The sequence below is a fragment of the Mesorhizobium sp. YR577 genome (assembly GCF_900116595.1).
Classification (GTDB): Bacteria; Pseudomonadota; Alphaproteobacteria; order Rhizobiales; family Rhizobiaceae; genus Mesorhizobium_M.
In genome coordinates this window covers 205,439-218,688 of the sequence record NZ_FPBI01000009.1, presented here as the reverse complement: position 1 = coordinate 218,688, position 13,250 = coordinate 205,439, and the positions used below count along the sequence as shown (strand labels likewise).

Below are 13,250 nucleotides of genomic sequence, written 5' to 3'. Positions count from 1 at the left end.
GAAACGGAAATGGGAGGCGGTATTGTGGGCTCGCCCCTCACAGCCGCCGTTACTCGTCAGGACGCAAACCGTGGCCACAGTTCCGTTGCTTCAACGTTGGTCACCGCGCTCATCTTCGTGTCAACGCTGACAACCACTGACATGCCGGGGGCAAGGTGTTCGGCCAGAGGTTGACCGGGGTCTATGGCGATGCGGATCGGCAGCCGCTGCGAGACCTTGGTGAAGTTTCCCGTTGCATTGTCGGGGCGCAAGACGCTGAACTCTGATCCAGTCGCCGGCGAGAAACGCTCAATGCGGCCAGTAAGGCTTGCACGCTGCAGGGCGTCGATCTTCATCGTGACGGGCTGCCCGATTTTCATGCCTGCAAGCTGCGTTTCCTTGAAGTTCGCAACAATCCACATGCGCTGCGGCACGACGGCCACCAGTTGCGTGCCGGCCGACACATATTGGCCAAGCCTCGCGCCAACCTCTCCGAGTCGGCCGTCCTCCGGCGCGACGATACGCGTGTTCTGAAGATCGATCTCCGCGAGATGGACCGCGGCTTCGGCACCCTGGACGGCAGCTTCCAGTGATTGACGGCTGACAATGGTCGCCTGAAGATCCTGCCGCGACACTTCGAGACCAGCCTGTGCCTGATGGTAGGTTGCGCGAGCCTGTTCCATGGTCGACCGAGTCGTGTCAGCACTACTTTCTGTCACGACCCCGCGCTTCAACAGCGGTTCAATGCGCCGCCAACTCGCTTCTGCATTGTCGAGCGTGACACGTGCACCTTCCACCTCGGCTTCGCTTGCCCTGATCCGGGCCTCCGCCGACAGCCGCTGCTGCGCCGAATTGGCGAGGCCGGCCTGTTGCGACGCCAGTGTCGCCCTGGCCTGCTCAAGTTTCTGGGCAAAGATGCGGTCATCGAGACGAACAAGAAGCTGCCCGGATTTCACGGATTGATAGTCCTGCACCGCCACCTCCGAGACATAGCCGGCAAGCTGGGGGGCAATAATTGTTACCTGGCCGCGAACATAGGCGTTCTCAGTGGTCTGGATACTGGAGGTAAAGGGCGGCAGCCGCCAAGCGTACAAAAACAGCGCGAGACCAGCGACGCCAATGACGATCGCAATAATGGTGGCGGTGGAGCGGAGGAACTTGAACATGATGTTGATCGACTATGCTTTACGCGTTGGCGGTCGATGCCGTTATCGCGCGAGTGCGAACGGCAAGGATTGCGATGTGGATGAGAAGCGCCAGGAGCGCTGTGGCGGATATGATGGCAATCATTAGAAAGGCGTCATTGTAGGCGAGTACATTCGCCTCCCGCGTTGCCTGCTGCGCAAGCAGTGCGACGCCTTCGGCATTGAGGAGTGCCTTGTCGGTCAGGACACGGGCGTAGACGCCGCCGAGCTGGGCAATGCGCTGCGCGACAAGGGGGTCCGTCAGCGCCAGATGCTCCACCAGAATGCTCGAGTGGAATTTCTCCCGTATCGTAATGAAGGTACCAAACACGGCCGAGCCAAGCAGGCCGCCCAGGCTTTGTGTCGTCAGAAACACGATGATGAAGCTCAAAATGTAGTTCGGTCCATTCTTGAGCGCCGACATCAGGCCGGTGAGCAGTGCGGGAGGCAGAAACAAAGCGCCGGCGAACGCGATAAGCGACTGGCTGAGATACATCTGCTCGGGGCGGGTGAGGTTTGTTGCGCCACTGTCCATGAACGCTCCAACGGTCAGCAGGGTAAGTGCGACAACGTGGATCGCGGGTTCGCGTCCCGGTTTGAGAACCATGGCACAGACAAGCCCACCGGCGACCGTTGCGACAAGGATCACCCAATAGAGCGTCTTTGTCTGATCGTTGAGCAAGCCAAGAACCTGGAAAAAGCCCGAGGCGCCGGTTGTCTGCTCGGACAGGACGATGCGAAACAAGAGCAGCGTGCCGGCGAAGTGCAGCACGGCCGGGCTGGCGAGCCAGCGTATGTCGAGAAGCGGGTTCTTGCGGTTAAGCTCGATTATCACCGCCACCGTGATGCAGACGGTAGCCAAGGCAAACAGCACTCCGAGCCATGGCGCTTCGAACCACCAGTAGAGGCGGCCGAGCACCAGCGCCACCGCGGTTGCGCCGAAGCCGGTTGCTATCAGGAGATAGCTGACGATATCGAGGCGTTCGATCACCTTGGCGCGGGGCTGCGGGGCGAGCGGCAGAAGATAGACGAGACAGAAGCCGATCATCGCCAGCGCCACCTCCAAGATGGTCACGCCGTGCCAGCCGGCTATGTCGAACAAGGCCGGCGAGATGAGGCGGGCAACCGGTGCGCCGAGCGAGATGTTGGTGAGCGCAAGCGGCAATCCTATACTGAGCTTTTTCTCCGGCGGGAAAGACTCCAGCATATAGAGGAAGCCGAGCGTCGACATTGGCGCGGCGGCAATGCCGCTCATGAAGCGAACGACGATTGCCGACGGCAGATCGCTGATGAACAGGTTCAGAATACAGGCGAGCACGAAGCCGAGGATGCTGAGCTCCGCGAAGTTCCTCAAGCCGTATTGAGCCCTGATCTTGATCAGGGCAAGCGAAAGCGAGACGTTCGGCGCCATATAGGCGGCAACCAGCCAGGTCGCCTCATTGGTCGTCGCGCCGATAGATCCCTGGATCTGCACAATATTGGTGGTGACGAGGTTCATGCCCAGACCCTGGGTCAGGGCGACGACCAGCGAGGCAAACATGTAGGCTGCGGCCCGAGCCGGATGCATCGGCACGAATGGCGGCGGAGCCGGCGCGGGTGCTGGCTCCTGCGAAACCGGCGACGGCTCGTTCGGTTCGCTGCTTGGCGAACCGGTATCTTCGACGACCTCTGGTTCGCGGTCTGTGGCGCGGTTTTCTTGCGGCATTGGAATCTATCTGGATATCAGGATGCCGCGCCAATGTTGCGCGCGACGCGCTGCAACACGCGGGTGGCGACCATCAGATCCATCTCGTCGACGCCCTCGAGCACCTGTTCGCGGAGCTCGCCCGCAAAGGCCAGAATGGCATCAGCCTCGGCGCGTGCAGCCTCGGTCAAGAAAATCCCCCTGGCTCTGCGATCTCCCTCCACGGCTCGGCGCGTGACGAAGCCTTTCTTCTCAAGCCCGTCGATCAACCCGACCATCGAAGGTTGCTCTACCTCCAGGGCGTTGGCCAATTCAGTTTGGGTCGCGCCTTCTTCCTTGGCCAGATGCACAAGCAATCGCGCGCGGGCAAGTGTCAGTCCGTGCATCTTCACTCGCGCATCGAAAAGAGTGCGCAGCTTCCGGTTCACTTTCGTCAGTTCATCGACGAAGGCAGCTCTCGAAACGGCAACGTCCATACCAAGCACCATTAGATAGTAGCAATATAATTAGGTACCTATATAATGCTAGTGAGTGTAACAGACAAGCTGCAATCACCACGCAGGCGCAAGCTGGCGGCACGGTATGCGTGGCCGATCCCTGACGGATTGGTGGCACCAAGTGGGTCAATCTGACTGAGATCTGTGCATGAGAAGCGGCTGGTTGCAGATCGCGACAGAAGCCGCGATTTCGCTGCTGGCCTCGCACTGAGATATCCACGGCTCGTGAGCGTTCAGGAGCGACATTGACCGGCACCCGTCCAGCGATTGGGACTGCGGTGGTACTACTGGAAACTTTCATTACTGCGCAAAAGCCGGGTCGCACGCACACTTGCACAGGCGTTCCATGCAATCTTCCGCTTTCTTCTCCGGTCTGCAGAAGCAGCTTCCCGGTCACTCCCTCGGTCAAATCGCTTTTGTCTGCATTGCAGCGCTCATCGGGGGATTGGCACGTGGTTTCTCCGGGTTCGGCGGAGCCTTGATCTTCGTACCTCTGGCCGGCGCGGCCATGGGGCCGAAGATCGCGTCCGCGCTGCTTCTTGTCATTGACGGGATCATGACGCTGGGCATGGTGCCGAATGGCTGGAAACGAAGCAATCGACGCGATGTCTTCACAATGCTCACGGGCGCATTGGTTGGCGTGCCAGCAGGCACCGCACTGCTGGCACTGCTGCCTTCGGTGACGCTGCGCTGGATCATCTCGGTGGTGGTCTTCGGCCTCCTCGCCTTCCTGATTTCAGGGTGGCGCTACCATGGCCGGCCAAAGACCCACCTCACCGTGGCAGTGGGCGCCGTGGCGGGCCTCTTTGGCGGAGCAGCGCAGATGTCGGGACCACCGGTCGTGGCCTATTGGCTAGGCGGCGCTATCCCTCCGCTCACGGTGAGAGCCAATCTCGTCTTGTATTTCGCGCTCTCGACGGTGATCTCGACGACGTTTTATCTGATAGGCGGGCTTCTGACCGTGGAGGTGTTGCTGATCGCACTGCTCGCCTGTCCCTGCTACGGAGTGGGATTGCTTGTCGGCTCCAGGTGCTTCGGCTTTGCAAGTGAAGCGACCTTCCGCAAAATCTGCTTCCTGCTGATAGCATTGGCTGCGCTGGCAGGCCTGCCGCTGTTTGATACGTTGCGTCCGTAGCTGCTCTTAGGGGGCGATCCACTCGCCCGCTAAGACGCAATCATTCTCGGGGTTTCCGTGGCCTGAGCCACTTCTATCGGGTGATCCGGTTTCAACGTCATCTCGCCGCGTTCGCAAATTCCGGATCATGCCATCCGATGGCTACGAGTAAATTGCCAATGCCACCAGACCCAAATTTCTTACTTGAGCGATCCGACTGAGTTCCGTATCCGAACAGCTGTCGGAAACCGGGTCGTCACCGGAGGGTCTGCCCTTACGCCCTTGCGGTGGAGCAGGAGTTCCGCGGCTGCCCGTCCCATCTCCTGGGCCGGTTGAGCGACCGTCGACAAGGATGGCAACAGGAATTCAGCATTAGCAATGTCGTCGAAGCCGGTGATGCTGAGTTGGCCGGGAATGCTGATGCCGCTTTCGCGGCAAAATCGCATGACGCCGATCGCCATCAGGTCGTTGGCGCACAGGATCGCCGTGGGCCGTGCTGCGGGATCGCCGGTCAGGAGGTTCGTGGCTGCAAGATAGCCGGACCGTTCGCTGTAGTCGCCGGAAACGTAGGTTGCAGCATCCGGATCGAGGCCGACCGAAGCCAGCGATTCACGAAAGCCGGCAAGACGCTGCTCGCTCGTCCAGAGGCGCGGTGGACCACCGATGATGGCGATCTTGCGATGCCCGCAGTCGAGCACATGGCGGGCAATAGCGCGTGCGCCTGCAAGATTGTTGCTCCCGACGAAGGGCACATCCAGGCCCGGCAGCACTTCATCGACAAAAACCACCGATCCGGTCTTGGCCAATTCGAGCAGCGAGGGGCTGGGCAGGCCGGTGCCGCTTAGATAGATCACGCCGTCGAGCCTCTGGGTTCTCAGGACTCGCGCGAAATATTCTTCCCGCTCAGTCTTCGACCAGGTGATGCAGAGCATCAACAAGATATCATTGTCGGCGATACCATGCTGGATGCCTTCCGCAACGCTGGCGAAGAAGGGATTTCCCAGATCGGGCACGACGAAGCCGATCGAGGAAATGCGTCCGCGCTTCAGGCTGCGTGCTGCATTGTTCGGCTCGAAGCCGAGTTCAGCGATGAAGCGTAGTACGTGTCGCTTGGTGTCGTCTGCGACGAGGCCGCGCCCATTGATGACGGCACTGACCGTGCCGATCGACACCCCGGCCTCACGCGCCACGTCGCGGATCGTCGGGCGCTTGCTGCCGATGGCCTCGGTTCCGTCACTCATATCGGGGAAATATCCCTCGCGTTCGATCCTATGACGGGTCGCGCCAGTAGGTGCGGGACCAAGGCCGCGCCTTCGACGACGACTTCCAAGGCGTTAGCAAATATTCCGCCAGCACGACAAGCAGGAAACTGACGACGCCGAGCAAGGCCAGGAAGCTGATCGCCGCAAAGGTGCCGGCCGTGTTCAACCGGGAATTCGCCTGAAGCAGATACGCGCCCAGTCCACCGCTAGTCGACGCCGTCCACTCAGCGATGACTGCGCCGGTGACGCTGAAGGTCGCAGACAGTTTCAGGGCGGAGAAAAGCGGCGAATAGGTCGCCGGCAGCTTCACATGGCGGAAGATGTTGAATTTGGACGCGCCCATCGACCGCACAAGGTTGAGAACGTCGCGATCGACCGAAGCAAGGCCGTCCAGCACATTCACCACGACGGGGAAAAAGACGACGAGTGCAACGATCACCAGCTTGGGGGCTAGCCCGAAACCAAGCCAGATGGTTAGAGCTGCCGAGATCGCGACGACTGGTATTGCCTGGCTGGCGATCAGAACAGGATAGAGCACGCCGCGCGTTGTGCTGGACGCATCCATCAGCACCGCGAAGAAGAATCCCGCACCGGCGCCGACGATGAAGCCGAGCAGGAACTCGAAGAAGGTGATGCCGAAACCATTCAGCAGCGCCTGCCAGTCGGACTGTATGTGGTTCCACACCTGCAACGGCGAAGGCATGACGTAACGCGGTATCTGGAAAAACTCGACCAGGGCCGCCCAGATGAGGATGACGAGCACCAGAGCAAGCAATGGATAGGCAATCTGAAGGACGGTGCTGCTGGACATGCGGCTAGTGGCCATTGGCTGCCTCCATCTCAACTGTTTTCTCAGTTGCAGCGTCGGAATAGATCAGGTCGAGAATGCGTGCCTTCAGCGAACTGAATTCCGGGCTGGTAAGGCAGGACATCGGCCGTGGTCGCTCGATCGGGACGGTCAGGATCTCCCTCACCTGTCCTGGGCGCGGCGTCATCACAACCACGCGGTCGGCAAGCAGGATCGCCTCGTCGATGTCGTGCGTGACAAAGACGATGGTCCGCTTTTCCTGCTCCCACACGCTCAGCAGCCATTGCTGCATGGCAAGGCGCGTCTGCGAATCGAGGGCACCGAAGGGTTCATCGAGAAGCATGACGTCGTGATGCATCGCAAGCGTTCGCATCAGCGCCACGCGCTGGCGCATGCCGCCCGAAAGTGCTGCTGGATAATGATTGACGAACTCGCCCAGCCCATAGCGGCGGGCGAGTGCGACACCCTCGGCGCGCTGGGCATGGCTTGCACCACCCTTAAGGATGGCTCCGAGCACGATATTGTCGATGACGGTGCGCCAGGGCAGGAGAAGATCCTTCTGAAGCATGTAGCCGACATGACCGCTGCGCCCCGTCACGTCCTTACCGTCGATCAGGACTTGACCCTTAGTTGGCTTGAGAACGCCGGCGATGATGTTGAACATCGTGCTCTTGCCGCAACCCGAAGGGCCGACAACAGATACGAATTCTCCGGCCTGGACATGGAGATCGGTTGGCGCGAGCGCCTGTGTCTCGCCGAAGGTTTGCGAGACATGCTTCAACGACAGTTTTGGCTTTGATGTTTCAGGCATCTCGTCTCTTTTTCTGAACGCTTAGAGCGTGACGCAGTTTTCGCGGCCGAACCAGACCAGGTCCTCGACCTTGACGGCGATATCGCCGCGCGCGGCGAAGGGCTCTATGGCCCATGCTCCCCACATCGGCGTGGCATTCCCAGCGTCGATGAACTGATGGAGATAGGCCGCCCCCGCCGTCAGCGAATGGCCGATATTGGCGAGTTGGTCGAGCAGGATATAGCCTTCCGCCACCAACCGTTCATGGGTCATGCCGAAGAGTTCATTCGCAGCCATGCCGGGGCGGCATCTTGCCAGTATTTCATAGTGAAGCTTTTCGAGGTCGCGCAGCGCCTCGTCGGCTTCCGGCCAATCGCCGATCACCTTGCATCGCGTGCAATCACCCCAGGAGCCGTCCGAGGTGATCGGATGGACATCGACCATGAGTATGTCGCGATCCTGCGCCGCAAGCTCTGTCGGCGGGTTGGTCGGAAAGCAGGTGCGTGTATTTTCGCCGAGGCCGACATTGGTGATCGTCCAAACATTCTCGACGCCTTGGTCGAGCAGAAAGGCACTCACCGCGAGGTCGACCGCCTGCTCCGTCATTCCCGGATGGACCGCCGCCAGCCCCGCAGCCGCTGCTGCCTTTGCGATCGTCTGCGCTCTGACGAGACCCGCGGGGGGCACGTCCGAGACATCCGGTCCGGGCCTGTAGGTCCAGGCCGGAACGACACGTCGGGAGGAAGCGGCGGCGCTCATGCGGTCAACTCCTTGTCGGGCTTACTGGGCGAGATACTGGTTTGTATAGTAGGCTGAAGGTTCGAGAACCTCTGACACGACCTTGAACTTCTTCAACGCGTCGAGCAGCGCCACCCAGTCGGCTTCGTTCGAGACCATCAGGTCCGGTCCGATTTCACCGAAAAGCGGAACCGTATCCTTCCACTGCTGGGTTATGAATTTCTCGTCATAGGCCTTGGAATAGAGATCGAAGAAAGCCGCAACGCCCTCGTCGGGATGAGCAACGGCGTATTCGATGCTCTTCTGGGTTGCGCGCAGAAACGCCTTCGCCAGATCCGGATTGGCCTTCAGCCAATCGTCGTTGCCGGCAATCATGAAGATCGGCGTATTGGGCACACCATGCGCGGTGGCGGGAAGAAACTCGGCGCGCTGTCCGCCGGTGGTGGCCATGCCGGTGCCTTCCGCATTGGTGATGCCGGTAATCGCATCGACCTTTTTCTGGAGCAGAAGCGGCACGGTATCGTCGGTCGCCGCGACCGTGCTGACGTCATCGAGCGTCAGGCCGGCATCGGCGAGCATCATGGTCAGCTGCGCCTTGGTCCAGGCATCGTTGTAGATGCCGATCGTCTTGCCCTTGAGATCGGCAACAGCGAGAGGTGTCCCCTGCGGGCTCAGAATGCCCCAATTGTTGCCACGGCCATAGCGCGCGATCGCCGTTACGGGCGCCTGCTGCTCCTTGGCGAAGATTACGTCCATCACGGTCGTGAAGGCCACCTGCGCGCGACCGGTGCCCAGGAATTTCATCGTGTCGGCAACGGTCGGCGGCGTGACGATCTCAAGCTCGATGCCCTCTTCCGCGTAGAAGCCCTTCTTGCTTCCCAATATCCAGGGAACCCAGAAGCCATCGGGAACCGGCCATTCCTGAATGAAGGTTAGTTTGGTGAGGTTCTGTGCTGAGGAAGGTGATGGGGCCACTGCGAAAGCTGCCATGGCAGCCAACGCATAGCCGAAACTGCGGCGGGTGAGGTTCATGTCGCGATCCTTTGCGCTTGTCCGGTCGGCAATATCTATGGCTTGATATTGAACCGGTTCAATATTGGTTGTCAACGTCGATAGAATGAATTATTTCTCCGTTGCATTCGTGACTGAAGTCGTTCAGAACTTACGAATTGAACCGGTTCATTTTATCCCGCGCCCTGGTGATGCCAGCGCCGCGGTTGCGACGTAAGGGAGTATCCGTCTTGGCGAAATCCAACAAGAAAGTCTTGCTTGTCGGCGAGACATGGATGAGCTCTTCGACCCATTTCAAGGGCTTCGATCAGTTCGGCAGCGTTACCTTCCATTCAGGCGCCGAGCCTTTAATGAAAGCGCTGGAAGGCAGTCCCTTCGATCTTACCCATATGCCCGCGCATGAGGCGGTGGAAAAGATGCCCTTCGATCTGGAGGGTCTCAACGCCTACGACGCGATTCTGCTTTCAGACATAGGCGCGAACTCGCTGCTCCTGCACCCCGATGTCTGGTTGCGCGGAACCACCGTTCCAAACCGCCTCCAGCTTCTCAAGCAATGGACGCAGGCTGGCGGCGGCCTCGCCATGATCGGCGGCTATTTCAGCTTCCAGGGCATTGACGGCAAGGCACGCTGGCACCGCACGCCGGTCGAGGACGTGCTGCCGGTGGAATGTCTGCCTTATGACGATCGGCTGGAGATACCCGAAGGGTTCGCAGCTGCGATCGACGCCAAAAGCAAGCATCCCGTCCTTCAGGGCCTGGATGGCGAGTGGCCGTTGCTGCTTGGCGCAAACGAAGTGAGCGCAAGGCAGCGCCCTGATGTCGAGGTGCTCGCTCGGCTTCCGGAAGACCAGGGCGGTCATCCGCTGCTGGTAACCGGGGAGTACGGAAAAGGCAGGACGCTCGTCTGGACATCCGATGTCAGCCCGCACTGGCTGCCGGCTTCCTTCTCCGACTGGCCAGGTTATGCCACGCTCTGGCGCAACGCTCTTGGCTGGCTCACCCGGAGCTGACCGGACAGACTGCAATACGGAGAAACACGATGCCCAAACAGGACGAGGAAGCAGCCGTCACCGTCGCCGTCATCCAGATGGAACCCCGTTTCGGGGAGACAGCGCACAACGTCGCGCGAACCGTCGCCTTCATGGAAGAAGCGGCTGACAAAGGCGCGCAACTCGTCGTCCTGCCGGAGCTTTGCAACACGGGCTATGTCTTTCGCAACCGGGCTGAAGCACGCACGCTTGCGGAAGAGATTCCCGAAGGAGCGACGACGAAAGCCTGGATGGAGGCGGCTGCGCGGCTTGGCCTTCACATCGTCGCCGGCATCACCGAACGTTCCGGTGAAAATCTGTTCAATTCGGCCGTCATCATCGGACCGAATGGATTGATTGGCCGCTATCGCAAGATGCATCTATGGGGCGACGAAGCGCTCTACTTCACACCGGGCGATCTCGGCTTTCCCGTGTTCGACACCCCGCTCGGACGCATCGGCTGCCATATCTGCTACGATTGCTGGTTCCCCGAAAGCTTCCGCCTGGCCGCCCTGCAAGGAGCCGAGATCATGTGCGTGCCCACCAACTGGGTGCCGATTCCCGGCCAGGACCCCAAGCGCGAGGCGATGGCGAACATCATCGTTATGGGCGCTGCCCATTCCAATTCCGTTTTCGTCGCCGCAGCCGACCGCGTCGGCACCGAACGCGGCCAGCCATTCATTGGCCAGAGCCTTGTCGTCAGCCACACCGGATGGCCGGTCGCCGGGCCGGCTAGCGCGGACAAGGAAGAAATCCTGATCGCCAGGGTCAATCTGGCCGATGCGCGGCGCAAGCGAAACTGGAATGCCTTCAACCAGGTTCTGCGCGATCGCCGCACCGACGCCTATGACGAGATGCTCGGCAGCGGCCAGCGGCCGGGATGGTATTGAGGGACCCTGACGTGAGCGCGATCGACGCGGTAACGCTGACGCAGGAACTCATACGCTTCGACACGCGCAATCCGCCGGGCAGCGAAGCACAATGCGCTGCCATGCTGGCCGATCTGCTGAGCAGCCACGGCCTTTCCGTGACTGTCCACAATTTCGGCTCGGGCAGGAGCAACCTTGTCGCGCGGTTCCCCATCCGCGCATCGAAGGCAACGCAACCTCCGATCCTGTTCACCGGTCACATCGACACGGTTCCGCTTGGCCTTGCCGCATGGTCGCGCGACCCGTTCGGCGCGGAAATCGTCGATGGGCGACTTTATGGGCGCGGCTCCACCGACATGAAAGCCGGCGTCGCAGCGATGGTCGCTGCCGTCGTGGCAGAGGCAGACCGCCTGCATGAACGGTCGAACGTCGTACTGGTGATCACCGGCGGCGAGGAGACCGGTTGCGAAGGTGCCGCCGCATTAGTGAGAGGCAGGATGCTCGATCCGGCGAGCCTGCTTGTGGTGGGCGAGCCCACCGGCAACAGCTTCGTCGCCGGCCATAAGGGCGCGCTGTGGCTGAGGGCCTGCTGCAGCGGGCGCACGGCGCATGGCGCAATGCCGCACCTTGGCGACAACGCGATCTACAAGGCGGCGCGCGCCGTGACAAAACTCGAATCCTTCGGGTTCAACGCCGCGCAACATCCGGTCCTTGGGTCTGCGACGCTGAACGTCGGGACGATTGCCGGCGGGCTAAACATCAACTCCGTTCCCGACCATGCCGAACTGACGATCGACGTGCGGACGCTGCCCGAAATGGACAGCGCCGCCCTCGCCGACCAGCTGTCTTTCACGCTCGGCAGCGACTGCAAAGTTTCGACGATCCTCGACCTGCCGGCGGTGTGGAGCGACCCGAAAAGTCCCGCCATGAAGCTCTTTTCCGAATGCCGCGACGCTGCCGCAGGCTGGACATCCGCTGCGGGCGGCGCAAACTTCTTCACCGACGCCTCTGTCTTCACTCCGGCGCTCGGCGGCGTTGAAACGATCATTTGCGGACCTGGCGACCCGGAAATGGCGCACAAGACCGATGAGTATTGCGAAGTGGCCAGAATCGGCGAGGCAGTAGAAATCTATCGCGCGATCATCGCACGGACTGGATTACAGGAAACGCCCTGACTGCCTTTTCGCAAGGCTTGCTTACTTGCTCGAAGCCTGCACTGAACTTAAATCAGTGCACAAACGAGACACGGATAGGCTATCTGGAGACGATAGCGCGAGTCTTTCGAAGACCGCCCGTCGCTGATCGACCGAGTTGGAAGTGTGACCTCAAGCCGCGTTCTTGAACCCATCCATCTGCGCCTTCATTGCCCGCTGAAATGCAGGTCGCGCTTCACAGCGCCGCTTGTAGGCGCTTAGTTGGGGATATGCATCGACGAGATTCGTATGATCGAGAATGCGCAACACATCGGCCATCATCAGGTCGCCAACTGTGAAACTTCCTTCAAGATACTCTTTCCCATCGAGAGCACTCTCAAGCATCCCTAGACGATCGCGCAGTCGGATCGGAAGGCCCCCATCCTTGTTACGAAAAAAGAACAAAATAGGAACAAATGCCTTGCGTCGATAAGCCGATTCGTGAGAGAAGTCCCTTCCTCAAGGAACTTTCACATGACCGCACCCAAGGCGACGGACGGCGGAGCTATGTCCAAATTGGAAACGGCTGCAGACCAAGCCATAGATTCATGTAGCGGCGATGCCCGCGCCGCTGTCATTACGTTCTTACTGCAAACCGTTTTCTAGAACGTGAGTTCAAGTTGGTACAAGTCGCTGTTTCGTCAGGCTTTTCCCGCGGCTGGCATCACAGGAATCATCGATGAGCAGCAAACGCAACAGCTTCACTCCAAGCGTAAGCGCAAGCGTCATCGATCAGAAATGGCCTTATCAGGTGGCTCTGCCCGATGATATCTGCACTCAGGACAATTTCACCATCATCCTTGAATTCTTCGTCGCGCGCGGTTGGCGATACTTCACGCGCAACGTGCAAGCCATTTGGCCAAACGGGAAGTATCAGAGCATGCGGTTGTACTGTTTCGCCGATCGAGCTTCGGCAGAGGTATTTCAAGCTCATTTCGGGGGAGAATTCTTTGATCCTGCTCATGATCGTGACGGAAATCGGGTCCGTGGTACATGGCGGCGAGACGGCGTATGGACTCGTCTTTTGGAAAGCGGCCCGCTGAAAGTACCACCCATCTTAAGAGACTGAGATACGCAGTTGACGCACAGACTA

14 protein-coding genes are annotated in these 13,250 nt (G+C 60.0%); 5 read left to right on the top strand and 9 right to left on the bottom strand.

Annotation, left to right across the window (positions count from 1 at the left end):
- Window positions 1-56: 56 nt before the first annotated feature.
- From BM413_RS15270 to BM413_RS15260, 3 genes are all read right to left on the bottom strand, one after another.
- A complete protein-coding gene (locus BM413_RS15270; RefSeq protein WP_091914468.1) occupies window positions 57-1,145 on the bottom strand; it encodes an HlyD family secretion protein in 1,089 nt (362 codons plus the stop codon).
- A gap of 19 nt (window positions 1,146-1,164) precedes the next feature.
- Window positions 1,165-2,730, bottom strand: a complete 1,566-nt coding sequence (locus BM413_RS15265) for an MFS transporter (RefSeq protein ID WP_175544338.1) — start codon at window positions 2,728-2,730, stop codon at window positions 1,165-1,167.
- A 155-nt stretch (window positions 2,731-2,885) separates the two neighbouring features.
- Complete coding sequence (locus BM413_RS15260) at window positions 2,886-3,323, bottom strand: MarR family winged helix-turn-helix transcriptional regulator (RefSeq protein WP_091914599.1); 438 nt, start codon at window positions 3,321-3,323, stop codon at window positions 2,886-2,888.
- A gap of 367 nt (window positions 3,324-3,690) precedes the next feature.
- On the opposite strand from BM413_RS15260, the gene BM413_RS15255 reads away from it, so the two are divergent.
- Complete coding sequence (locus tag BM413_RS15255; RefSeq protein WP_091914464.1) at window positions 3,691-4,479, top strand: sulfite exporter TauE/SafE family protein; 789 nt, start codon at window positions 3,691-3,693, stop codon at window positions 4,477-4,479.
- Window positions 4,480-4,658: 179 nt separating this feature from the next.
- Here the strand turns inward: BM413_RS15255 and BM413_RS15250 are convergent, their stop codons facing one another.
- From BM413_RS15250 to BM413_RS15230, 5 genes are read right to left on the bottom strand one after another with little or no spacing between them, the layout of a single operon-like run.
- Window positions 4,659-5,699, bottom strand: a complete 1,041-nt coding sequence (locus tag BM413_RS15250) for a LacI family DNA-binding transcriptional regulator (protein ID WP_091914462.1) — start codon at window positions 5,697-5,699, stop codon at window positions 4,659-4,661.
- A 28-nt stretch (window positions 5,700-5,727) separates the two neighbouring features.
- The gene (locus tag BM413_RS15245; RefSeq protein ID WP_091914460.1) at window positions 5,728-6,546 is read right to left on the bottom strand and encodes an ABC transporter permease; all 819 of its coding nucleotides are present in this window, start codon (window positions 6,544-6,546) and stop codon (window positions 5,728-5,730) included.
- Window positions 6,536-7,339 (bottom strand): ABC transporter ATP-binding protein, encoded by an 804-nt coding sequence (locus tag BM413_RS15240; RefSeq protein WP_091914458.1) that lies wholly within the window; start codon window positions 7,337-7,339, stop codon window positions 6,536-6,538. Before BM413_RS15240 ends, BM413_RS15245 begins: the two co-directional genes overlap by 11 nt.
- Window positions 7,340-7,360: 21 nt before the next feature.
- Entirely contained in the window at window positions 7,361-8,077 is a 717-nt protein-coding gene (locus BM413_RS15235; RefSeq protein ID WP_091914456.1) for a M24 family metallopeptidase, read from the bottom strand.
- A 21-nt stretch (window positions 8,078-8,098) separates the two neighbouring features.
- Window positions 8,099-9,088: an ABC transporter substrate-binding protein gene (locus tag BM413_RS15230; RefSeq protein ID WP_091914597.1), complete on the bottom strand. Its 990-nt coding sequence runs from the start codon at window positions 9,086-9,088 to the stop codon at window positions 8,099-8,101.
- A gap of 170 nt (window positions 9,089-9,258) precedes the next feature.
- Here BM413_RS15230 and BM413_RS15225 point away from each other — a divergent pair, with 170 nt between their 5' ends.
- The 3 genes from BM413_RS15225 to BM413_RS15215 are packed head-to-tail and all read left to right on the top strand — an operon-like array spanning window position 9,259 to window position 12,139.
- Window positions 9,259-10,077 carry a glutamine amidotransferase gene (locus BM413_RS15225; protein WP_091914454.1) on the top strand — a complete coding sequence of 273 codons (819 nt, stop codon included), beginning with the start codon at window positions 9,259-9,261 and terminating at the stop codon, window positions 10,075-10,077.
- Window positions 10,078-10,106: 29 nt separating this feature from the next.
- Window positions 10,107-10,985 (top strand): nitrilase family protein, encoded by an 879-nt coding sequence (locus BM413_RS15220; RefSeq protein ID WP_091914452.1) that lies wholly within the window; start codon window positions 10,107-10,109, stop codon window positions 10,983-10,985.
- A gap of 11 nt (window positions 10,986-10,996) precedes the next feature.
- The gene (locus BM413_RS15215; protein ID WP_210188934.1) at window positions 10,997-12,139 is read left to right on the top strand and encodes a M20 family metallopeptidase; all 1,143 of its coding nucleotides are present in this window, start codon (window positions 10,997-10,999) and stop codon (window positions 12,137-12,139) included.
- A 150-nt stretch (window positions 12,140-12,289) separates the two neighbouring features.
- On the opposite strand, the gene BM413_RS15210 is transcribed toward BM413_RS15215, so the two are convergent.
- Window positions 12,290-12,562 (bottom strand): glutathione S-transferase family protein, encoded by a 273-nt coding sequence (locus BM413_RS15210; protein ID WP_280141836.1) that lies wholly within the window; start codon window positions 12,560-12,562, stop codon window positions 12,290-12,292.
- Between the two features lie 274 nt (window positions 12,563-12,836).
- Here BM413_RS15210 and BM413_RS32510 point away from each other — a divergent pair, with 274 nt between their 5' ends.
- On the top strand, window positions 12,837-13,226 hold the full coding sequence (locus tag BM413_RS32510; protein WP_139238593.1) for a hypothetical protein: 390 nt from the start codon (window positions 12,837-12,839) through the stop codon (window positions 13,224-13,226).
- Window positions 13,227-13,250 lie beyond the last annotated feature (24 nt).